Annotated in this window: 14 protein-coding genes; 4 read left to right on the forward strand and 10 right to left on the reverse strand. The window is 69.9% G+C overall.

Annotation, left to right across the window (positions count from 1 at the left end; translation table 11 throughout):
• Positions 1-90: 90 nt before the first annotated feature.
• The 9 genes from AB0C35_RS15465 to glf all read right to left on the reverse strand — a co-directional run bounded on the left by AB0C35_RS15465 (position 91) and on the right by glf (position 16,787).
• Positions 91-4,203 (reverse strand): LamG-like jellyroll fold domain-containing protein, encoded by a 4,113-nt coding sequence (locus AB0C35_RS15465; RefSeq protein WP_358455425.1) that lies wholly within the window; start codon positions 4,201-4,203, stop codon positions 91-93.
• A 423-nt stretch (positions 4,204-4,626) separates the two neighbouring features.
• Positions 4,627-6,702, reverse strand: coding sequence for a hypothetical protein (locus tag AB0C35_RS15470; protein WP_358455701.1), 2,076 nt, complete (start codon positions 6,700-6,702; stop codon positions 4,627-4,629).
• 295 nt (positions 6,703-6,997) lie between these two features.
• Positions 6,998-7,888 carry a class I SAM-dependent methyltransferase gene (locus AB0C35_RS15475; protein ID WP_358455428.1) on the reverse strand — a complete coding sequence of 297 codons (891 nt, stop codon included), beginning with the start codon at positions 7,886-7,888 and terminating at the stop codon, positions 6,998-7,000.
• Positions 7,889-8,028: 140 nt separating this feature from the next.
• The gene (locus tag AB0C35_RS15480; RefSeq protein ID WP_358455431.1) at positions 8,029-9,099 is read right to left on the reverse strand and encodes a class I SAM-dependent methyltransferase; all 1,071 of its coding nucleotides are present in this window, start codon (positions 9,097-9,099) and stop codon (positions 8,029-8,031) included.
• 61 nt (positions 9,100-9,160) lie between these two features.
• Positions 9,161-11,839: an HAD family hydrolase gene (locus tag AB0C35_RS15485; protein ID WP_358455433.1), complete on the reverse strand. Its 2,679-nt coding sequence runs from the start codon at positions 11,837-11,839 to the stop codon at positions 9,161-9,163.
• A gap of 63 nt (positions 11,840-11,902) precedes the next feature.
• Positions 11,903-12,718: an ABC transporter ATP-binding protein gene (locus tag AB0C35_RS15490; protein ID WP_358455436.1), complete on the reverse strand. Its 816-nt coding sequence runs from the start codon at positions 12,716-12,718 to the stop codon at positions 11,903-11,905.
• A 3-nt stretch (positions 12,719-12,721) separates the two neighbouring features.
• A complete protein-coding gene (locus AB0C35_RS15495; protein ID WP_358455439.1) occupies positions 12,722-13,591 on the reverse strand; it encodes an ABC transporter permease in 870 nt (289 codons plus the stop codon).
• Entirely contained in the window at positions 13,588-15,603 is a 2,016-nt protein-coding gene (locus AB0C35_RS15500) for a glycosyltransferase (protein ID WP_358455442.1), read from the reverse strand. The genes AB0C35_RS15495 and AB0C35_RS15500 overlap by 4 nt, the downstream gene beginning before the upstream one ends.
• Before the next feature lie 32 nt (positions 15,604-15,635).
• Positions 15,636-16,787: a UDP-galactopyranose mutase gene (gene glf / locus AB0C35_RS15505; protein WP_358455445.1), complete on the reverse strand. Its 1,152-nt coding sequence runs from the start codon at positions 16,785-16,787 to the stop codon at positions 15,636-15,638.
• A gap of 164 nt (positions 16,788-16,951) precedes the next feature.
• On the opposite strand from glf, the gene AB0C35_RS15510 reads away from it, so the two are divergent.
• Genes AB0C35_RS15510 through AB0C35_RS15525 form a run of 4 tightly spaced genes read left to right on the forward strand, consistent with a single transcriptional unit; the run spans position 16,952 to position 22,012 of the window.
• Positions 16,952-18,265 (forward strand): hypothetical protein, encoded by a 1,314-nt coding sequence (locus tag AB0C35_RS15510; protein WP_358455447.1) that lies wholly within the window; start codon positions 16,952-16,954, stop codon positions 18,263-18,265.
• Positions 18,262-19,467, forward strand: coding sequence for a hypothetical protein (locus AB0C35_RS15515; RefSeq protein ID WP_358455450.1), 1,206 nt, complete (start codon positions 18,262-18,264; stop codon positions 19,465-19,467). The genes AB0C35_RS15510 and AB0C35_RS15515 overlap by 4 nt, the downstream gene beginning before the upstream one ends.
• On the forward strand, positions 19,464-20,420 hold the full coding sequence (locus AB0C35_RS15520; protein ID WP_358455453.1) for a glycosyltransferase: 957 nt from the start codon (positions 19,464-19,466) through the stop codon (positions 20,418-20,420). Before AB0C35_RS15515 ends, AB0C35_RS15520 begins: the two co-directional genes overlap by 4 nt.
• Positions 20,417-22,012: a glycosyltransferase family 39 protein gene (locus AB0C35_RS15525; protein WP_358455456.1), complete on the forward strand. Its 1,596-nt coding sequence runs from the start codon at positions 20,417-20,419 to the stop codon at positions 22,010-22,012. The genes AB0C35_RS15520 and AB0C35_RS15525 overlap by 4 nt, the downstream gene beginning before the upstream one ends.
• Here AB0C35_RS15525 and AB0C35_RS15530 read toward each other — a convergent pair.
• On the reverse strand, positions 21,994-23,466 hold the full coding sequence (locus AB0C35_RS15530) for a family 43 glycosylhydrolase (RefSeq protein ID WP_358455459.1): 1,473 nt from the start codon (positions 23,464-23,466) through the stop codon (positions 21,994-21,996). The two genes, AB0C35_RS15525 and AB0C35_RS15530, sit on opposite strands and share 19 nt — an antisense overlap.
• Positions 23,467-23,530: the final 64 nt, after the last annotated feature.

Raw genomic sequence — 23,530 nt, forward strand, 5'->3', positions numbered from 1 at the left:
CATGAAAACAGGGAGTCAAAGGCGAGGGCGGGAATCCGGTCCGTCAGCCGTGGCCTCGAAGCAGCCGTCGGCCTGGACGTGGCGGGCGGATCACGGGCCCGCCTCGGTCGGTATGTCGTCGAAGATCGCCAGGCGAGTCACCTGTTCTCGGGTCAGCGCACCCTGGTACACCCAGATGTCGTCGATAGCGTCGGTCCAGTACTCAGTGCCGGAACCGTCCGTCGCCCCGAACTTGCTGCGCCCGACCTGCAAGAAGGAGTTCTCGGTTTCGAAGCCTTGGACCTGGCCCTCCTGTGAGACTCCGTCCGAGGTCTCGTACAACTCGCCGTCGACGTAGAGGCTCATGCGATCGCGCAGCGCGTCATACACGATCGCCACGTGCATCCAGTCGTCCGGATCGAAATTCCCGTGGACGGCGACAATGGGGTCGGCAGCGGCATCGTCGCTGTTCCGCATCTCGATCTGCCAGCTCCCCTGCAACGCAGGATCCGCACCAGGCACGTACCGCAACGCGAACGCGTTGGCGTTCTGACCGCCCTGAGAGAAAACGGTCACGGGTTGCTGGGGACGGCCGGCCGGGTGGACCCAGCCCGTGATCGTGAAGCTGCGATGAGTGTCCACCACCGACCCCGCGCTTTCAGCGAACGCCTTGACCGCAGGATCGAGTTGCAGACCCGCCGGAGCGACCCAACCGATCCCCGCACCCGCCACGATGGCCGCACCATTGTGGGGAATGAGCGCAGGCGCACCGTCCGGCCCCCTGAAGGCGTCATCAACCGGCTCCTCATTCAGCACCCACCGCGCCTTCAGCACCGGATGCTGAGTGAGCAATTCCTCGACCTCCTGATGACCGACGATCCGGTCGTAGACACGGACGTCGTCGATCAGACCCGGCCAATGATCGGCATGGGTGCCCAGCCACAGGCTGCGGCCGATCTGAAAGCCACCCGTGGCATTCCATGCCGTCGTCACCTGAGGGCTCAGGGTTCCCGGCTCACCGTTAACGTAGATCCGCAGCCTCTTGGTCGTGTCGTCGTACACCCCGGCCAAATGGGTCCAGGTGTTCAACTCCGCCTTCTCCTGGGAGAAGGACTGATAGGTGCCGGCTTCGGCTGAGTCGGACTTGACCATGGACAGCGCCCACTTCTGGTACGCGTGGTCGTATTTGAAGTAAAAACCGCTCTTACTCGTCCCGTCCTGGCTGAGCAGCGTCCGGGTACGATCCTCGCCGCCATCCAGACGGACCCAGGCGGACACCGCGAAACTACGCGCCGTGTTGACCACCGGACGGTCGGTCGAGGCGTGCTGTTGAAGCGTATGATCTAGTTGCAGCGCGCCGTCCACCTGCCCCTCGGCGCCCAGGACGCCCCCGTTGTGCACGGTGGCCTTGAATGGGGCAACCGGGCTGTACACCCGGGACTTGCCCGCCGCCTCATCCATGTTCCAGTGCGCGACCAGATCCGTTCCCGTGGGCACCGTTCCACCTGCCAACTGCTGGGCCTGCGCGTCCGACAACGGCTGGGTGAACACCCGCACGTCGTCGATCGAACCCGGCCAGTGGTTGACATACCAGCCGTTGTAGAGACTCCGGCCGATCTGCAGTGGACCATGAGTCTCTAGGGGGCTGACTCCGCTGGTGGTCGCCTGCAACTGGCCGTTCACATACAGCCGCATCTGTCCTGCGGCCTTGTCGTACACACCGGTCAGATGACTCCACTGGCCGAGCGGAAGCGGCACATCGTCCACGGCCCACTGCCAGGGAGTTCCATCGCTGGTGTTGTCAACGGTCGGCCACTCGAAAATAGCCTCACCATTTGCGTGCATCCCCAGAATGAAGCCACTCTGGGACGTCCCTGACTGAGCCAGCAGTTCTCCCTGCCTGTGCTGGGTCGGTTTGGCCCAGGCCGACACCGTGAAACTCTCGGTGGTGTCGACGATCGGCAGCGTGCTCTCGGCGTACCCGTCGGTGCCGTCCAACGTCAATGACGTGCCGTTCTTGCCCTGGCCGCCCAACGTCGCCGAGCCGCGCACCCACGCCGGGCGCCCCGGGCCCGTCGAAGTCACCGCCGTCGAGCCAGCCCCCTCGTCCAGTGTGAACCTGGCCACCGGTTCGGATCCGGTGTTGACGCGGAACTCGTAGGAGACGGCAGGGCCGTTCTGGTTGGAGGGCGCGAACGCCTGCACGGTCAAGATGTTCGGGCCTGAACGCGTCGGCGCGATCTGCACCTGCCTCGCCGCGCCCGCGGTGGTGGCCACAGTGGTGACCGCTTCGCCGTTCAGGGAGACCTCGTACCGGTCGGCGACCCCCGCGGTGTCGGAGATGGTGAACGTGCCCGGCTCCCCCACGCCGCCGTGCCATGCGTCATCCTGCGGATAGTCGGTCGAGCTGATGGTCGGTTTCTCCGGCTTGGCGGGGTCGTAGTAGAAGTAGCAGCCCGTCTGGGCGCCGGCGTAGCTCCACGGGCCCCACTGCTCGCCGTCCCAGGCCCGCACACCCCACCCGATCAGGGTCCGTTCCGGGATCGTGGACGGCAGATCCTGCTGGAACTGGGTGCCGGAAGTCTTGGCCGGTGTCAGCGCCGACGTCCATTTCGCGCCCCAGTCCGAACCGTCGGCGTTGTTGGCCCAGTGCAGCGTGAACTGGCCCTGCACCTTGTTGCGGTCCTCGGTGTCGGGATCCCACAGGTAGGCGTACACCGTGGAGATGTCATTCACCGTCTTGGCCTGGTCCCGGTCAACGCATTTGGTGCCCGGGTCGGCGAACATCGAGTCGGTGTTGGGCTGGTACGGCGGGTTGTTGTACTGCACCTTCAGGTATGCGTCATCGGCGAACCGCTTCCACCAGTCCATCGTCGACTCGCTGTAGGCCTTCAACCCGAACGTGATCGAGCCATGCCCCTTGTTGATCGCGTCCTGCACATGCGCTCGCAGCTTGCTCCCGCCGAACTCCACCGGCGTCTTGGAGCAGTACGCCACGTCACGCGAGGTCAGATGCTCACCCCACACCGAGGAGTTGTTGGTGTTGTTCCAGGTCGCATACGACTGCAACGCCGAGGTTCGCCACAACTGCACCGATGTCGGGTTACTGCAGTTGTAGGCGTAGGTCTCGAAAGCGGTGAACTCCACGTTCTGGATGTAGCGGCCCTTGACCGCCGGCAGCGGCATCCGGAAGAACAGCCGCTTGGTCTGGTTCTTCACACAGTTCGGGTCCTTGGCCACCTCACAGCGGCCCATCCCCTCGGTCGACTTGCCGTCGAACTTGTAATACGACTCACTCGGCCACCCCGACGACACCATCCCCCAACTGGACGCCTTGTTCGTCGTCCACACCGGATCGATGTACACCGGGAACTTGGTGTCTGGCGCGGTCAGCAGCTTCTCGTCCGGGACGAGGGTGACCTTGCCGTCCCCGACCGCCACATCGATCGACGCTGTCTTGGCACCCTGCACCGGCCCCTCAGCCGGATCGGCCGGATCCTCGGCCGGTGCGCCGGCACGGGCCCGCGATCCCGACGCGGACTTGGCGCGGGAGGAATCCCACATCTTCGGCGACGGCGCCTCGAACACCACCTGCCCCGACCCCGGATCGGTGGCCTTCAACACCCCGCTGCCCGCCTCCTCCGACACCGACAACCGAGTGGTCGACAATGCCAGCGCCAGCTCGGCCACGCGCGGGTTCTTGGCGGCCTGCGCTGTTCTGACCACCAGCACGTGCGCGAATCCGTCCGCCCGCGCCCGCAGCCGCAGATCCACATCCGGGCCCGCCACGCCCTCATACACTGCGGTGTCACCGTCCAGGACCGGCTCGGGCAACGACCCCGGCCACGACAACGCCAACCGGCGCCCGGCCCGGGTCATCTGCACCATCGGACCGTTCCCGCCACTGGAGAACACCAGCCCCACCGTCGAGGCGCCCGGCACCACCGCCTCGCCCGACCGCCGCAACGTGGTGTCGATATCCACCCATTTGCCGCCCCGACGTGCGCGCACCGGCTGCACGCGTTCCTCGACCTCGATGCGGCCGTTCGGCAACGCCCGCACCGTGCGGGTCTCTCCACGCCGGGAGGTGATCTCCACCGGCTCACCCGACCGCCGCGCCTGCGCCACCGCCTTCTGCTCGGTCGCCGCCGTCGTCGGCTCATCGGCGTGCGCCACCGCCGGCACGGCCGCCACCGGAACTTGCCCCAAACCGGCGATCAGCACCAAAGGCAGAACACGGGCCGGCCACACCGGACGCCGCCACAACAATGACCGCACAGCACCCGCACAGCGGAACACGACACCAAGGCCCATGAAAACCCCAACGCGGAAGGGTTGCCAAAACGGCCATAACGTAACTCGGCGTTCAGAAACGGGAAAGAGTCACTGTCGATCTTCTGAATGTGATCTAGATCACCATATTTTCAAGCAAGATCGCGTGATAGCTTAAACGGCTTTTCGCCACCATCCTTCCGGATGGCGCGACGAACAGTGACGATGCATATCCGTTGCGAGGTCAGACCTCTGACCAGATGTGGACTCGGGACATCTTGAACGTCGACGTTGGGGGCACATCTGCCTCTGCGGACAGATAAGACGGGCTTGACGCGACGCAACGAGGCGACATAGGGCCTCCGCTCTTCGTTGTCAGGAAGAGGACGGGGGGTCGGCTTTGTGCCTGCCGTTCGGTTTCAGGGGCGGGACGATCCGGACGGGGCGCGTCCCCGCGCCGCGCGGCAGCGCATGGCGGGCGCGCGACGGCTGCGGGAAGCGCGGGGCGGGGACGTCCGGCGGGGCGGGGTCGGGGGTCGCGGTGTCCGGGGCGTCGTCATTCGCCTCGTCCAAGACCTCTTGGTCGCGGCGTTCCTGTTCGCGGAGGTACTCCTCGAACTCCATCGAATGCGCGGTCGGCAGGGTGATGATGCCGGGGTTGGCGTCGACGAGCAGGGTGCGGCGGCCGGTGGCGCCTGAGTGGGTGAAGACCATGGCGGTCGGCGGCAGCTCCTGAAGCTGCGGCGGCTCGACCAGGAGTTCGCGGAAGCGCTGCTTGGCCGGGGTGTCGCGGGCGCGGCGGCCTTCGACGGTGCGGCCCCAGGCCGTCGCGGAGCTGATGCCCTCCACGAGGGCGGAGTCGTCGGCGGCGGGCGCAGGAAGCGGCGACCAGACCGGGTCGGTGAGGCCGTCGCCGCGCGGGCGGGCGAACGCGACCGTGCTGGCGTAGGTCTCCCCCGCGACGTCGAACAGCGTCTCGCCCGCCGAGTCGGTGATCTCGGCGACGAGGAGGGGCTGGCCGGCGCCGATGTGCTCGGCGGCGACGCGGGCGTCCTCGGGGTTGCCGAGGCGCATGAACCCGACTGCGGCGTGGCCGCGCCGCCCGAGCCGTTCGCGGACGTGGCCGGGGATCGACCGGTACATCAGGACGAGCCCGGTCCCGGTGGCCTCGCAGGCGTCGATGAGGCGGTCCAGGACGTCCCCGCGCAGCTTCTCCGAGCCGCAGAGGAAGAGCGTGTGGTCCCAGCGGCCGCCGGGCGGCGCCTCCCTGATCCGGTGGGTCAGCGCGGTCGTGACGTAGGTGCCGAGGATGCGGTTGGTGAGGACGCCGGCGCGCCGGTCCATCGACACCACGTGCAGCCGGGACGGCGGGAGCCGCACCGGCTCGGTCGCGAGCTTCTCCAGTTTGCGGAGCTGCGCTTCGAGGGCCCACGCGCGCCGGACGACGATCCGGTCGGTGGCGTCCCGGCCGAACAGCGTCGCGATCCGCTCGATCTGGTCGTCGGTGAGCAGGCCCCTGCGGAGGTCGTCGCGCGGGTCGCCGACCTGGGCGAGGACGCGCAGCGCCGCGGTGATCCGCGGGATCGTCGCGTCCGGCCCGAGGACCTCGATGAGCCGCTCCAGGATCGAGTTGTCGAACGACAGGTCGCGGGTGCCGCCCTCTTCCTCGCCCGCGCCGACGACCAGGGACAGCACGTCGGCGAGCGCCTCGGGGTTCAGGCCGCGGGTGACGTCGAGGCGCGGCAGGTCGGCGGGCAGCACCCAGACGAGCGGGTCGTCGCCGCGGTCGGCGGCGAGCCGAAGCAGATCGTGCGCGACCGCGCCCTCGGACAGGTCGATGACGGTGAGGCGCGCGCCCACGGCGAGACGTGCCGCGCCCATGGTCGTGACGGCCGCGGACCATCCGGCGAGCGTCCCGCCGACGACGTCCACCCGGTCCACGCCGGGCGGAACGGCGACCGGATACCACTCGCGCTGGCTCTCGTACGCCGACTGGCGACGCTCCCACTCCGACCTGGCCTCGGCGTACGCCTTCTCCGCCGCGTCGCGCTCCCGCTCACTGGCGGCGCGCCTGCGGTCCTCGGCGGCGCGCTCGTGCGCGATCCTCTCCCGGACGCCGCGTTCGTCGCGCCACAGCGTCCCGCCGGTGATGCCGCTGATGAGGGCGAAGGCCAGCATCGCCACCCCGGCGAACGGCCACGGAACCACGCCGAGGACACCGCACAGCAGGAACAGGACGACGCCGCCGAGCGCGCCGCCGAAGACGATCCGCAGCGGCAGGGCCGCCATGTGCTCGCCCGGCCGCCGCGCCGGCTGCGGGGCCGGGGCGCGTTCGGGCTGCTCGGGCCGGTCAGGTGGCGGCCCCGGGTCGGGGTGCACCTGCGCGTAACGCCAGCCCACATAGACGCGGTCGGCCTGTGTGAGCCGCGCCATCGCGGACTCGCGCGCCATGTCCGTCACGTCGAGAGACCCCTGGGTGTCGCGGGAATGATTGGAACGCCTGGGGGTTGCCGGGTTGGTTTCCTACACCACACAGAGTAAAGAGCTTGCCGCGTCCGTGCGCCGCGTTCAACGGAACAGGACCACAGATGACCGACTGAGCCCGCCAATTCGGTCACCAAGTCCACCTGCGGTAAAGATCGGACACCCTCCTTTCCGGCCCCTGACCGCATCCGGCCACTCTTGAGGGGTGTCCCGTCCCGCGCGCGGTGCCTCCGCCAGGCCGGCCGCGTGAAGATCCGCTTCGTCAGCCGGCGGGGGCCGCCTTCACCGGCATGAAGTCGTCCAGTTCCATCGTCGGATGCGGGTACTTCCACTCCACCCCGTCGAACGGCACGTACATGCCCTCCGGCTGCCCGGCCAGGAAGTAGTTCCCGTCCCATTCGTTCGGGATGGTCACCGGCGCGTCCAGAGGGAAGTTGGCGCCGAGCGGCTCGTACTTCACCTCGACGCCGAACATGGCGTGGACGGCGGCGTCCACGAAGTTGAGGTGTGCGATGTCACCGCGGAGGTGTGTCGCCTGGATCGCCACGCCGTGAACCTGGTCGCGAGTGAAGTACAGGGAGCTGAGGTCCTTGACGACCTGGTCGAAGGCATGGGCGCCGTCGTGGTGGATCAGCGCGCGTGTCTTCGGCTCGGCACCCAGCACGTTCGCCGTGTAGGTCGGCAGGTCACCATGGAACATGCGCACGCGGTTGATGGCACGGGGAAACAGGCGTCGCAGCCTCTCCCGGGTGAACCGCAGATACGCATCGTTGACGTCGACGAGGTCGAGTTCGAGCCCCATCGGCTCGACGCATCCGGCGAGGACCGCGGACGAACCGCCCATGAAGACGCCGACGTCGACCAGCCTCGTCAGCTCCTGATGGCACCGTTCAACCTGGCAGAACAGGTCGAAGTAGTGGTAGGCGCTGCACTGGTCCTCGTATGTCAGGGCCAGGTTCTCGATCCGGGTGATCGTTCGGTCGAACACGGTGTTCCGTCCCGCGAACGCCTTCAGGTCGGCGTGTTGCCCGCCTCGGATCGGGATGCTCAGCGCTTCATGCGGGTGCTTCACGTCCGTCAGGGCCGCGTCGGGTTCGAGGAACGTCCCCCATGTGGGCTGGTGCATCGCCACTGTCGCGATATAATCCGTCATTTCCAGGTCCTTCTCTGCGAGATGGCGTGCCCCCTCCCGATGAGGCGGCTACCGGAGAGCGGGTTCACCGCAGGGGCGATCCAGGTGTACAGCCGTGCTGGTACGACGCGGCGGCGAGGAACACGGCAGGGACGTGTGGATCATCGCGGCCCGCCGGGCGTCCTGCGGATCCGGGCGGACAACGCGCGTCCCAGGTTCGTCATCGTCTCGCCCAGATCGGGATCTCGTGTGGGGGCGGATGCAGGCCTGTTCGCCTTGTCGCTCAAGGCTCGCAGTTCTTGGCTTCTGGCGGCGGCCTCTGTCCTGGACCGGTCGAGTTCGGCGCGCAGGTCGGCGATCTCGCGCTGCTGGGCCGTGATGGTGTCGGTCAGGCGGTCGGCGTCGTCGGTGCGGGCCGCCGCCTCGTACTGGAGCTGCAGGATGCGGGTGTAGAGGGCGATTCGGTTGTTCTCCATCGTCGCGAGGAGATTCGAGGACGTGTAGGGCCGCAGCACCTCGGAGATCTCGTCCGCGCCGGGGGCGCCCGCCCGGATCAGGATCCCGAACCCGAACACGGCGGGGACGATGTGGAGCCGCCAGCCGCCGGTCTCGTCCAGCGTGTCCTCCACGGCCGTGAGGACGCCGTTGCGCGGCCCGCCGGCGTGTTCGGCCACCGTGAAGACGCCATCGCCGACGAAGCCTGCCGGGGTGAGGTCATCGTGCCAGACGGTCGGCCCGTCGGCGGTGGCCGGATGCGTGTCCTCGGGCGGGACCGGGGACGGCTGGTAGTAGAAGTCGCGACGTCCGCAGGGCCACAGCACGTCGTTGAGGACGACCACCGCGTCCGGGGCGTTCTTCATGATCCACGCGAGTTCCCCGCGGACGACCGCGTAATTGTGGTCGCCGTCCAAGACGTACAGATCCGCCACTGGAAGCTCGCCGAGCACCGCAGGGGACAGGCCTTCCACCAGGTTCAGCCTCGGGTCCTCGGCGAGGACTGCGCGCAGCTCGTCGCCGGGGGTGGGCTCGACGCAGTGCACGGTCGCGCCGAGATCGGCGTACAGGGTGCTGACCTGCCCGGACTCCACCCCTACCTCGACCACGGTGCCGATCTCGCGGCACCTGAAGATCGCCTCGAACAGTTCTCGGAAGACCGACATCGAATGCAGCAGCAGCGGCTGCTCGCGGGCCGCGCGGGCCTGCGCGTGCGGATCCTCGGGAGATCCGGTCACAGCGGCTCCGGTCACCGCAGCCCCGGGTTCACGCGCCGCCGGATCTCCGACGGACGGGGATTCATCGGGTTTCACCGAGCTTCCTCCTGGCCACTCGTCCGGCCCCGGCCGCGACGCCCTTGACGCCGGCCGTCCGGTACTCCTCGCGGAACCTTTCGGTGAGGCGCGCCGCGCGGGCGGACCGCTCGGCCTTCCGGTCGACCGGCAGCCGCGGTCCCATCCCGGTCATCGACTGCGGCAGCATCGCGAACGCGATGGTGATCTGCCCGGACGACACCACCGGCACTCCGGCGCGCCGGGCGAGCGGGAGCCACACCGCCGCGTACGAGGTGTCGAACTCCATCAGGTTGCCGCCGAGGTAGCGGCAGTCGGCGTAATGCAGGCCGACGAAGTCCTCCGGCCTGTCCCAGCGCAGCACCTGCTCGCGGCGGCGGCCCCCGGCGATCACCTTGGCCTCGATCCAGTCCACTCGCACGATCGCGGGACGGCCGGGGATCGCCAGGGAGATGTCGACCGTGTCGTGGTGCTCGAAGGCGAGCCGGGCGAACGACAGCCCGTTGTGGTTGATCCTGACCCGGCGGCGGATGGGATCGTGCCACCGGTCGTCCGCCGTCCGGTAGCGCAACCGCGTCTCGTAGGGCTCGCCGGCCGGTTCGAACGCCTCCGGATCAATGGCGCCGTCCGCGATGGCGCGCGTCATCGCGCCGAGCCCGGTGTCGGACGCGGCGATCAGCGCGGGCCAGAACGAGTCACGCATGTCCAGGTCGTCGAGGTCGCCCGGCGCCAGGTACGGGACGGCGGGCTTCAGGTCGGCGGGCAGCAGGGTGGTGACCAGGGACGAGCCGAAGTTGTCCTCGTGCGTCCAGTTGCCGAAGACGGCGGCCTCGTCGGCGGTCGGCGACTCCAGCGCGGCCACCAGGATCCTCGCCAACCGGTCCCGGGCCGCTTGTGGACGGCCGAGGTCGGGCCAGGCGCCGCCCGAGGCGGTGACGTACCGGTTCCACATGTGCTGGAACGCGAGGATGCCGTCCTGCACCGTCCGGCGCTCGGCGTTCTGCGACGGCGAGTCGGACGCCTCCCCGAGGAGCGGCTCGCCGTCGTCCGTGTAGCCGATCAGCGACCCGCACAGCGCGTTGACGCACTGCTCCACGATCTCGGGGCTGCGCGTCACGATCGCGGCGACGTGCGCGGGATGTCCCGCCTGCGCCAGGTAACCCTCGGCGCGCAGCCCGGCAAGGTAGACGCGCTCGGACCGGTTGTCGGTGGCCAGGTACAGGCCGGACACCCGGACGTCGATGCGCGCGATCTCCAAGGCGCGGGCGAGTTGGTACTGGATGGTCCCGCCCCAGCCCAGGTCGACGAGGGTCAGTTCGCCGCCTGCCAGAGCCGCGTCATCGAGCGCGCCGGCGTCCCGCAGCGACTTGATCATGTGTTCGCGGGCGGCGGTGACCGTAACGGCGAGGCGGTTGCACAGGTGCGGCGTCTCGGTCAGCGCGCGGGCGACGCGGTCGGCGATGTCGCCGTTGTCGATGACGGTGTCCAGCTCGGTCGCGAGGGCGGGCACATCGCCCGGCTGAAGCTTCAGGACGGACAGCGCCTGCCGGACGGTCAGCCGGTACCCGGTGCGGATGAACGCGTGCACCGCGTCGGTGTCGTGCGGGTCGAGACCGGCCAGCGACGTCACGAACCGCGACAGCCAGACGGGCCTGGCCTCGACGTCCCAGCCGCGCGCCCGCGCCGCTTCGTTGATCAGCCGGGACAGCAGCTCACCTTCGCGCATCGAGCACCACAGGCGGCGGGTCCCGGCTTCGTGGGCCTTGCCGGCCGCCCACTCGGCGAAGCCGGTCAGCACCGGGCCGAGGACGGCCGCGCCGTATCGCCACGCGACGTCCAGCGCCGACGTGGTGAACGGGACGCCCGAGTGGACCGCTTTCGCGCGCAGGCTGGTGATGCCGAAGTCGCCGTCAAGGTCGTCCAGGTCGGGGGCGTGGTCGCCGAACGGCCCGACGGGCTCCTTCTCGCGCTTCAGCACCTCTGCGTAGGCCTCGTCGAGCCGGTGGTAGTGAACAGTGCGGATGCCCAGTTTCGCCGGAACCTCGTGGTCGGCGATCTCATGGTCGCCGATGTGCACGATCTGTTCGGGGCTGCGGTCCAGGTCGCGCAGCACGATCTCCCAGAGCCCGGACGCCTTGTCAGCGCCATGCTGGTTCGACCGGAAGATTCGCACGTCCTCCAGCGCGCCCAGTTCCGGACGGTCGAGAAGGTGCGCGAGCTGATCTTCGGTGAAGTAGGTGTCGGAGACCAGGACGACCTGGATGTCTTGTTTCCGGGCGGCCTTCACGACCTCGGCGACGTCCAGGTCCACGACGGTCAGCTCGCGTTCGAGGCGCACCTCCGCCTCGACCAGCTGCTCCAGGGGGGTGGAACCGAACATTCCGTCCGGCATGGCCCGCCAGATGTCGAACAGGGAGACCTCGGTGCCCAGGGCGTCGCGGCTGCGGCGGGCGGTGTTCTCAGCCGCGATCCGCAGCCTGCGCATGGTCGCGTCCGTCATCCATGGCGGGCAGAGCCCGGCGTCCCGCAACCGGGAGCCGAGCAGGGCGAACGTGTCCGTTGGACGCGGTACGCGGCGCCAGAGCACGGTGTCGAAGATGTCGAGGGACAGCAGGGAGCATGTCCGGTCGGCGATGATGCGGTGGACGTTGTCGAGCAACGGGCACCCGGTTTCCTGCGTGGTCAACGCCGCACCTCTCCCCTGATCCTGCACGTGCGCCCGCGGCCCCCGGCCACGGCTCGGGACACCTTATCCACCGGTTTCTCCTTGTGTGGCAGACGTTGTGGCGTCCGGCCCGGACATGGCGCCCGGCGACATCGTCATGGCGGCGCGGCGGGCCGCGCGGTCCTCGCGGACCAGCCGAGCAGCCTCCTCCGTGGGCCCGTCAAAGATCACCCTTCCCTGCCGCAGGGTGACGCCCCGGTCGCAGAGACCGACGAGCATCCGGATGTCGTGCGCGACGATGACCATGGTGCGGCCCTCGCCGCGCAGCTCACGGATGCGGTCCAGGCACTTCTCCCGGAACGGCGGGTCGCCGACGGCCAGCACCTCGTCGATCAGGAAGACGTCGGGCTCGGTGTGCGCCGCGATCGAGAACCCCAGCCGCATGAACATGCCGGACGAGTAGAACTTCACCTGGTCGTCCAGGAATCGTTCGACGCCGGAGAACTCGACGATGGCGTCGAACTTCCGCGCGATCTCCGCCCGGGACATGCCGAGGATCGCCCCGTTGAGGTACACGTTCTCCCGGCCGGTCAGCTCGGGGTGCAGCCCGGCGCCCACATCGATCAGCCCGGCGACGCGGCCCCTGACGAGCACCGACCCGTCGTCCGGCTGCATGACCCCGGAGATGAGCTTGAGCAGTGTGCTCTTTCCGGAGCCGTTCAGCCCCATCAACGCGACGGTCTCTCCCTGGTTGACGGTGAGGCTCACTTCGTCCAGTGCACGGAACCGGTCCGAGAGGCTCTGCCCGCGGAACGCGCGGACGCTCATCTCCTTGATCGAGCGCGCGTGCCGCAGCGTGAAGTTCTTGCTGACGCGGTCGATGACGATCGAAGGGGTCACTGGCTACAACTCCTGCGCGAAACGCTTCTGCATGCGCGCGAACGCCGCATGACCGGCGACGAAGACCAGGACGCTGACGGCCAGGGAAATGCCGGCGCGGGCGTACAGGTCGGGCGGAAACGCGAAGTCCCCGCCGGTCCCGGAATGCCAGAACGCCTTCTGGAACAGGGAGACGGCGCTGACGAGCGGGTTCGCCAGGTACACGTCCAGGACCCAGCCCGGCGCGTGCGCCTGGACGTGCGTCCACGGATAGATCATCGGGACCGACCAGGTGACGACGATCATCAGGATGTCCACGGCCTGCTCCAGGTCGCGGAAGAAGACGTTGACGGCCGCGCACAGCAGCCCGAGCCCGAACCCGAGCACGGCGACGATCGCGAACCCGAAGGCGGCCGCGCCGAGCCCGGCCGGCGAGGGCCGCCATCCGGCGGCGACGGCCGCGCACAGCAGGATCATCAGGCCCGGCAGGAAATGAACGAGCGAGACCAGCGCCGACGCCGTCGGGAACAGCTCCCGGGGCAGGAACACCTTCCGGACGAGCGGCGCGTTGCCGGTCACCGAGCGGGTCGTGGAGTGCAGCGCCTCGGTGAACAGGGTGACCAGGACCATGCCCGAGAACAGGTAGATCCCGAAGTCCTCGATCTGCCGGTCCATGCCGAGGAAGACGCCGATGACGTAGAAGTAGACGGAGAAGTGCACGGCGGGCCGCACATAGGACCAGCCGAGCCCCAGCAGCGATCCCTTGTAGCGGGCCCGCAACTCCCGGCGCACCAGCAGCCGCAGCAGATACCTGCTCCGCAGCGTCTGCCGCAGCCCGCCGTCGCCGCCGGGCACGCGGAGCCCTGCGTCCGCGCGGATCGGCGTGACCGTCATTCCCGCCCGCCCCCGGCCGGCCCGTCGGCGGCGTCGGCGGAGTTCGCGCCGACCGCTTCGAACGTCGCGTGCCACGCCTCCGGCGAAGCGAGCTCGGCCATGGCCGCCCGGTACCGCCCGCTCAGCTCGGGCCATTCCCGGCTGAGGCGCGCATGCAGCAGCGACGTCCGCTTGAGGAGCCGCCTGAAGCGTTCGGGGTCGCGCTGGTACCAGGCGACCTTCGTGCCGTCGGCCGATGAGACGAGCGCGCTGTCGACCTGCGACAGCAGGCTCCAGTGCCGGTCGATGTGCGGGACGACCGCCTGCGGGTTGGCGTGCGCCCCCGCGTCGACGGGACGCAGTTGCCTGACCGTGCCGAGCATCGCGCTCGCCAGCACGTTCACCGTGCCGCGCGGTGGTTTGAATCCGCGTCCCCGCCTGGGCGGCCTGTTCATGCGGACCTGCGGGAACTCCTCGTGGCTGGCGCGGTTCCGCGCGTCGGGGAAGGCGTCCCGGAACGCCGTGATCTCGGAGAGCTTCGTGGCGATCCCGGCGTGCATGTGCTCCGGCCCGCTCAGCACGTCCTCGATCGCCGAGAGCATCAGCTCGGCGGTGGAGTACTGCATGGCCAGCGCGTGCTTCACCGAGATGATGAAGCTCTCCTTGACGAGGTTGCCGCCCCGCTCGTACGGCGAGTGCATCAACGCGGTGACCAGCCGGTTGCGCTCGTGGAAGTACGCCTGCCAGTCGATGCCGTCGTCCTTGTCCTGCCACGGGACGTGCCATGCCGCCATGCCGGGCAGCGACACGGTCGGGAAGCCCGCCTCTCCCGCGCGGACGCAGTACTCCGCGTCGTCCCACTTGATGAACATCGGCATGGACAGCCCGACCTTGCGCATCACGTCGGTGGGTATGAGGCACATCCACCAGCCGTTGTAGTCGACGTCCACGCGCCGGTGCAGCCACTTCGTCTTGCGCAGGCTCCCCGAACTGGTCTTCACGCGGGAGTTCGGGTACGGGTTCGGCGGGGCGGCGAAGTCGTGCTCGCGCTTGGTGTGCGGAGCCTCCTCCCACCACCAGCGGTAGCGTCCGATGGTCTCGCCGTAGGCGTGCAGCTGCGAGCGGGCGAACAGGTTGAACATGTGCCCGCCCACGATCGTCGGCGTGCGGGCGAGGTCGGCGAACGCGACCGCGCGCAGGACGCCTTCGGTCTCGGTGACGACGTCGTCGTCCAGGAGCAGGATGTAGTCGCTCACCCCTGCCTTGACCGTCTCGTCCATCGCCCGGGAGAAGCCGCCGGAGCCGCCCAGGTTGCCCTGTTCGATCACGCGGAGCTTCGGCCCGAGCGCCGCCGAGGCGCGCTCGAAGTTCTCGTCGTCGCGCACACGCTGCGTGCCCTGGTCGACGACGTAGATCGCGTCCACCACGTCGAGGACCTCCGGTGCCCGGCCGAGCGCCACGAGCTGGTCGACGCAGAAGCCGGGCCGGTTGAACGTGGTGATGCCGAGGCTGACCCGCCCCTGCCGGGCGTCCCCCGCCGCGCTCGGGTCGACGCACCAGTCGGCGCGCTCCAGGACGGCGTCGTCTTCGCCGGCGAGGACGTCCATCCAGTACCAGCCGCCGTCGATGAACGGGCGCAGCGTCAGCCGGAACGTCTCCTCCTGGGACGTGCCGGAGTCGATCCGGACGGAGTCGACGCGCTGGATGTGGCCCTTCGCGGTGGACCTGTAGACGATCACGGTGGCCTGGCCGCGCGCCCTGACCCGGAGGATCACCTCCTCCACCGACGTCCAGCGCCGCCAGTAGCTGGCCGGGAACGCGTTGAAGTAGGTGGCGAACGAGACACGCCGTCCGACCGGCACGACCACGCTGCGGCGGCCCACGTCCTCGGCCAGGCCGGCGATGAGACCGGCCTCGACCGCGGCCTCGGTGGCGACCGCTTCGGCGCCCCGGGCTATCTCGCCCTCGACGTACAGCTTGAGGACGTCGAGGTCACGGTCCACTGGCATCACGACCCGCTGGAGGACACGCATATCCGGGGAGGGTCCGCTCTCGTCAGGTCGGCTCACTCGTCCACACCTCCGCTTATAAGACGCGAACCCTCGGCGAAATGGGGACGCAGCCTGTTGTCGAACATGCTGAGCGCGCTGGCGATCGCCATGTGCATGTCGAGGTACTTGTAGGTGCCGAGCCGCCCGCCGAACAGCACGCCGTCCTCCCCCCTGGCCAGGTCCCGGTAGGCGAGCAGGCGAGCGCGGTCGTCCGCGGTGTTGACCGGGTAGTACGGCTCGTCTCCGCGCGCGGCGGCCCGTGAGTACTCCCGCATGATGACCGTCCGGTCGGGCGGATAGTTCTCGCGCTCGGGGTGGAAGTGCCGGAACTCGTGGATCCGGGTGTAGGGGACGTCCTCATCGGCGTAGTTCATGACCGGGGTCCCCTGGAAGTCACCGGTCGGCTTGACCTCCATCTGGAAGTCCAGCGTCCGCCAGCCGAGCTCGCCCTCGGCATAGTCGAAGTAGCGGTCCAGCGGCCCGGTGAAGACGACGGGCACGTTGCCGACGGCGTCGTCGCGCAGGTCGAAGAAGTCGGTGTCGAGCCGCACCTCGATGCGCGGGTGGTCCGCCATCCGCTCCAGCCAGGCGGTGTAGCCGTCGACCGGCAGGCCCTCGTAGGTGTCGTTGAAGTACCGGTTGTCGAAGGTGTACCGAACCGGCAGCCGGGTGATGATCTCCGCCGGCAGGTCCCTCGGGTCGGTCTGCCACTGCTTGGCGGTGTAGCCCCGGATGAACGCCTCGTACAGCGGCCGCCCGATCAGTGAGATCGCCTTCTCCTCCAGATTGGAGGGGCTGGTCACCTCGGCGGCCTGCCCGGCGATCAGCGCCCGCGCCTCGTCCGGGGTGAACGCCCGGCCGAAGTACTCGCAGATGGTGCCGAGGTTGATCGGCATGGAGTAGACGCGGTCCTTGAACGTGGAGTACACGCGGTGCCGGTAGCCGGTGAAGGCGGTGAACCGGTTCGCGTACTCCCACACCCGCTCGTTGGACGTGTGGAACAGGTGCGCGCCGTAGCGGTGGACTTCGATGCCCGTCTCCGGCTCGGCCTCGCTGTAGGCGTTGCCGCCGATGTGACTGCGCCGGTCGAGCACGAGCACGCGCAGGCCGAGCCCGGCCGCGCATCGCTCGGCGACCGTGAGCCCGAAGAAACCGGAACCGGCCACAACGAGATCAACATTCACTGGACGGCGACCATCCATCTCGTGCGGGGAGCAGAAGACCAGGCCGCGTGGGACGCCGACCGGTCCATATTTACGGATTGCGGCTAAGATACCGGGCGTTTGATCGGTACCGGCGTAGGAATCCCAGGTTCGCGGTGGCCACACCCATGTCCGGCGGTGCGACGCAGAGCGCGCGCCCCGCGATTTTCTTGCACGTCGGGGCCGCGAAGAGCGGCACGACGTTCGTGCAGCAAGTCCTGTGGCACAACCGGCACCTGCTGCGCGAGCGGGGCGTCCTCTACCCGGGGGAAGACTTCTCCGCGCACGTCAGGGCCGCCTTCGACCTGCGGCGGACGTTCTTCCCCGGAGGATCGGACCCGAGGACCCGCGGGGCATGGCGGGCACTGGTCGACGAGGCCCGCGACTGGTCCGGGAACGTGATCATCTCGCAGGAGCTGTTCGCGCCGACCCGGCCCGCCTACGTCCGGGAGGCCCTGGACGACCTGGATTTCGCCGAAGTTCACGTGATCTTCACGGTGCGCGATCTCGGCCGGCAGATCCCGGCGCACTGGCAGGAGGACGTCAAGAACCGCTTCACCACCTCGTTCACCGAGTTCGTGACGGCCCTGCGGCGGCGGGACTGGCGCACGTTCGACACGGCGCGGCTGTTCTGGGGGCTGCAGGACCCGGTCGCGGTGCTCGGACGCTGGGGGGCGGACCTGCCGCCCGACCGGGTCCATGTCGTCACGCTGCCCCGGCCCGGCGCTCCCCGCGACCTGCTGTGGCGTCGATTCTGCGCCGCCGCCGGCCTCGCCGCGGACGACTACGACCTGTCCCAGACGTACGCCAACCAGTCGCTCGGGCTGGCCGAGACCCAGTTCCTGCTGCGGCTGAACAACGTGCTCGACGACCGGATCGGCTGGCACGCCTACAACGACGACGTCAAGCTCTTCCTGGCCCAGCAGGTGCTGGCTTCGCGGCCGCTCAGCGCCAGGATCGAACTGCCCGCGGAGCACGTCCCCTGGGCGACCGAGCGGTCCATCGAGACCGTCGAGGCGCTGCGCGCAGCCGGCTACGACGTGGTGGGCGACCTGTACGAGCTGATGCCCATGGCCGCATCCGGCCCCGCGGTGGGAACCGCGACCGCGCCGCCGCCGGACGAACCGCGCTGGATGGAGATGGCCGACGTCGGCGTCGACGCCATCGCGGCGCTGCTGCGGCGCGTCCAAGAAAGGGAGGACCGCGCCGAGTCGCGGCCCGGCGCGCAGATCCCGGTCCGTGACCAGCTCGGCGCGCTCCGGCGGGACTCCGCCGACCTGCTCGACACGACGGAGCGGCTGGCGCATGACGCCGCCCCGCTCGTCCAGCGGGCGGTGGAGAGCGCGAGCGACCGCTCTCCGGCGGCGCGGCGGCTGCGCGGCGCGTACCGGAAGATCCAGCGCGGGGCGGGCCGGTCCGACGCGGAGACGAGAACGAGGTGAGCGCGCTCATGGACGACGAGCGGTCCGGGAAGTCCGTCTACCTGCACATCGGGGCGCCCGGCGCCGAGGCGGCCTTCCTCCACCGGGCTCTGTGGGAGAACCGGCGGCGGCTCGGCGACGCCGGCGTCTGCCACCCGGTCGCCGGGCCGCAGGAGCACTTCGCGGCCGTCATGGACTTGCGCGAGATGAGCTGGGGCGGCCGCCGCGACCCGGCCTGGGACGGCGCGTGGGACCGGGTCGTCCGGCGTGCCCGCGACTGGGACGGCCCCACGGTCGTCTTCTCTCAGGGGCTGCTGGGCGGAGCGACGGAACAGCAGGTGAAGCGGGCCGTGACGGCGCTGGAGCCCGCCGAGGTGCACGTGGTGTTCGCGACCCGCGACCTGGGCTGGCAGCTGATCCTTGACTGGCAGGAGCAGCTCCGGCACGCCCACACCATCACGTTCGAGCGCTTCGTCGACGACCTTGTCGCACGCGGCGTCCACGCCCCCAAGCCGTACGGGGAGATGTTCTGGGGGCTGCACGACCCGGTGCGCGTGCTGGGGGTGTGGGCGTCGGCCGTACCGAAGGAGCGCGTCCACGTCCTCACTCTGCCGCAACCGGACGGGAGCCCCCACCTGCTGTGGGATCGCTTCTGCGACCTGACCGGCATCGACGCCGCGGTGTGCGACGTCGAGGGGATCGCGGCGGGCCCGCCGCTGTCGGCCGTCGAGGCCGAACTGCTCCGCCGGCTGAACGAGAAGATCGGCCCCGCGCTGCGCGGCGACTACGACCGCATGGTCCGCGAGTACCTCGTCGGGCATGGCCTCGACGCGGCCGGTGGGACCGGCCGTGCTCGGATGGGCCTGCCCGCGCGTCATACGGAGTGGGCGGCGAAGCGGACCCGGGAACTGACCGAGTCCCTGCGCGCCTCCGGATTCGGCGTGGCCGGCGACCTCGGAGAGCTGACGACCGCCCCGGATCCGGGGCCCTTCATGCTCCCCGGGGAGGTCCCCGAGGAGCTGATCGCGACCGCGTCCGTCGGAGTCGTGGCGCACCTGCTGGAGGAACTGACGTTGGCGCACGAACGCATCGGGCTCGCCCACCTGCACAGCGAGATGGCCGACGTCCGGCAGAACCTGGAGCGGCTGCTGGAGGCCGCCGCGTCCCCGTCACCGGCCCTGCAGCGCGCCGCCCGGCGTGCCGCGAGGAAGCGCAACCCGTGACAACGGGCCCGCGAGCAAGCGGCGGCGGACGCGTCGCGGCGGTGGTCGTCACCTACAACCGGCGCGAACTCCTGGACGAGGCGCTGACCGCGCTCGGCGCGCAGACGCGTGCCCCGGACAGGATCGTCGTCGTCGACAACGCCTCCGCGGACGGCACCGCGGATATGGTCACCGGCCGTTTCCCGGAAGTGGACCTGCTGACGCTGCCCCGGAACGTGGGCGGCGCCGGGGGATTCAGCGCCGGCATGGCCCATGCCCTGGACGGCGGCGCCGATCTTCTCTGGCTGCTGGACGACGACACCGTTCCCGAGCCCGGCGCCCTCGAAGCACTGCTGACCGCGAGGGAGCGGGCCACAACGCCGGGCGAAGGGCCGCCCACGCTCGCCGCCAGCCGGGTCGTGTGGACGGACGGGCGCGACCACCCGATGAACACGCCGCGCCCGAAGCACCGCGCGACGGCCGCAGAGTCCCGGATCGCCCGGGCGGCGGGCTGCGTGCCGATCCGCTCGGCGTCCTTCGTGTCCTTGCTGGTGGAAGCGACGGCGGTGCGGGATCGCGGCCTCCCCATCGCCGACTACTTCCTCTGGAACGACGACTTCGAGTTCACGACCCGGATGCTGCGCGGCCGCCGCGGTCTGCTGTGTCCCGACAGCGTCGCGGTCCACAAGACCAGGGAGTTCGGCGGGACGGACACCGACCCGGGCGACCGCTTCTTCTACGAGGTCCGCAACAAGATCTGGCTGTTCACCGGGAGCCCTGGGCTGACGCCGGTCGAGCGCGTCCTGTACGCCGGTTCCACGCTGCGCCGCTGGGGACGCACCTTCGCGGCGTCTTCGGACCGGGCGGTGCTCTGCCGCGCCATGGCCCGCGGTATCGCCAAGGGCCTGTCCGGACGGCCCAGGCCCACCGCGGCACTGCTGCGCGAGATCGGAGTCGAGGTCCCCCGGCCATGACGGCAACCCCGAATGAGACCGACACGATCGGCTCACCGGAAGGCGAGAGCGCCCCGATCGCGCCGGACACGGAGAACGCGCCGCGGCCCCCGGGCCGCCCGTGGGCCCTGCCGTTGTTCCCCGCCGCGCTGACACTCGCCATCACGGTCATCGGCATCGGAACCCCGTCTCTCTGGCTCGACGAAGCCGCCACGATCAGCATGACGACACGATCGTACGGGGACATGCTGCGCGTCTTTCACAATATGGACCTCGTTCACGCCCTCTACTACGTGCTCATGAAGCCGTGGGTCACGGTGTTCGGGACGGGTGAGATCGCGCTGCGGCTGCCGAGCGCGCTCGCGATGACCGCCGCCGCCGCGGGCATCACGGTCATCGTCCGGAGCAGGCTCGGGACGTCCGCCGGCCTGCTGGCGGGGCTCGCGTGGGCGGTGGGCCTCCAGACCACCAGATGGGCGCACGAGGGGCGCTCCTACGCGATGACCGCGGCCGTCGCGGTGCTGGCGACGTATCTGTTCCTGCGAGCGGTGGACGGGGATGAGCGACGCCCGTGGCGATGGTTCGCTGGCTACGTCCCCGCGATCATGCTGCTGGGGTTCCTCCACCTGCACGGCTCCCTGCTGGTGGCGGCGCACGGCGTCACGCTGCTGCTGACGCGACCCGGGGCCCGGCGGCTGGTGTGCTGGCTGCTGTCCGCCGGGGTGGCGATTGCGCCGCTGGTGCCGTTCGCGCTCATCGCACGCGACCAGAAGGACCAGGTGCGGTGGCTCCCCGAGCCGTCCTGGGAGGTCGCGTGGACGCAGTTGCAGTTCTTCGCCGGAGGCCGTCCGCTCGTCGCGCCCGTGGTGACTCTGGCAGTGATCGGGGTGGCGGCGGGGATCCGGGCTCACCGCACCCGGACCGCCGGCTCGCGCCCGGGCGTCTCGCCCTCCCTGCCCGCCGTCGCGCTGCCGTGGCTGGTCGTGCCGACCGCGCTGCTCGTCGCGGTCTCGCTCGTGAGCGACCCGGTCTTCTACTTCCGGTACACGACCTACTGCCTGCCCGCGATCGCGCTGCTCGTCGGCGCGGGCCTGGCCCGGGTGCTCGCCGCCGCGCGCCGCCGCGCCGACCAGGCCGCGGTCATGGCGGTGGCCGTGGTCGCACTGGTCGCCCCGTCCCTCCAGGACCACGTCTATTTCCGGAAGCAGGAGAGCCGGCCGGAGGACATGCGCAAGGCGGCTGACGTCGTCAGCGCCCACGCCCGGCCGGGAGACGCCATCGTGTACCTCGCGGGCATCGTACGGTGGAGTGCCGCCACCTACCCGGACGTCTTCGGGCGCCTCCGCGACGTCGACATGCGCGTGGATCCGGTGACCGCCGCCAATCTCGGCGGTCGCGACGTGTTCCCCCGCAATCTGGCGCCGCGGCTCGCGCACACGAACCGGGTGTGGGTGATGAATCACCGGTCCCTTGAACCGCACGGCCCGGTCATCGAACGGCGAGAGCGGGCCGTGCAGGCCGCCGGGCCCTGGCGGCGGGTCGGCACCTGGAATTACATGGGCGGTTGGCTCGTCCTGTTCGAGCGAACCGGTCCCTACCGGAGTTCGAAGTAGTCGATCTGTCCCTGGCCGCCGCCAAGCCTCCGCAGGCTGATGGTGTTCCAGCCCCCGGACAGTTCCACACTCGCCGCGACGATCCCCCAGTCGGCCCCGTCCGTGGCGGGCAGCCGCAACGACGTCGCGGCGCGGCCGTTCACCGACAGTTCCAGATCGGAATCACCACCGGAGCGGTTGGCGTACCGTGCGCTCATCGAGTACCGGCCTGGGGCGGGCGCGAACACGGGCACGTCGACCCGGCAGTTGCTGCGGCTGAACGGTCCGATCGCGGTGCCGCCGGACGCGTGCTCACGCCCCAGCGCGGAGACACAGCCGTTCAGACGTGCCCTTTCCGCCTCGTACCTGACCGGGACACCCCGGACGGCGGGTCGTGCCCCGTCCCACCCGAGGCGGGCGACGTACATCCCCCGGGTCACCTTCGAACCGCCGTGGTAGTCGAGGATGCCGTGGAAGACCAGATAGTCGCCGCTTTCGTCGGTGAGGACGTCCGCGCTGCCCGGCCCCTCGATCTTCTTCGCGTACCCGCCGGTGGACTGAAGCGGCCCGGCGGCCTTCTCGTACGGTCCGCCGATCGACGACGCCACCGCGTAGCGGGTCTGGTAGTTCGGCTTGAAGTACCACCCGGCCGAATACAGCAGCACGTATCTGCCGCCTCGCCGGACCAGGTCGGGCGCCTCGACCAGGACGGGCTCGCCCGCGCCGCGCCCCATGATCTGCTTGGGCGCACCTGCCAGGCTCAGCCCGTCCGGGTTGAGCCTGACCAGGTGGATGGCCGCCGTCTTCCGGTCGTCGGTCTTGTAGAGCAGGTAGCGGGTACCGTCGGTCTCGATGTAGGACGCCGGGTCGATGGCGCCGCCGCGGTCCAGCGGGCACACCAGCGGATCGCCCTCCAGGGGGACGAACGGGCCCGCAGGCGACGTCGACGTGGCGGCGCCGATGCACTGGTGTTCGCTGTCCTTGCGGCGGGCGGAGAAGTACAGCACGTACGAACGTGACCCGGCGCGCGGCGGGACGACCTCGGGCGCCCACGTCCACCCCTCGGTGGCCCACGCCGGGAGGTGCGCGAGGCCGTCGCCCGGCGACCGCCGCCACGGCCCGGTCGGCGACGGGGCCGTCGCGACCGGCATCGTGGCATCCGCGCTGTTCGTGCCGTACGCAAAGTACGTCCCCGCCACCTTGATCACGGTGGGGTCGGCGAACGACTCGCCGATCACCGGCTCGACGGGCGAGTATTCCGGCGGATCGATCGGCACCGGGGCGCCAGCGGGACTCGGCATCGCCGGCCCGGCCGCCTCGGCGGACTTCTGCGCGGCCGCCGCGTTCTCCCCGCCCGGGGACGGCCCGCAGGAGACGGCGAGCCCGACGACCAGCGCCACCAGGGCGCTGATCGCAGCCCCCGCGACCACCGGCGCCAGCGCCGCCGTCCGCGGATCCCCGCCCGTCCTCCTCATCGCACCCCGCATCATCCCGACAACCGTCACCGAACAGCCAACCATCCCCTCATACGCGAAACGC

Source organism: Spirillospora sp. NPDC048819, from assembly GCF_040650055.1.
Classification (GTDB): Bacteria; Actinomycetota; Actinomycetes; order Streptosporangiales; family Streptosporangiaceae; genus Spirillospora.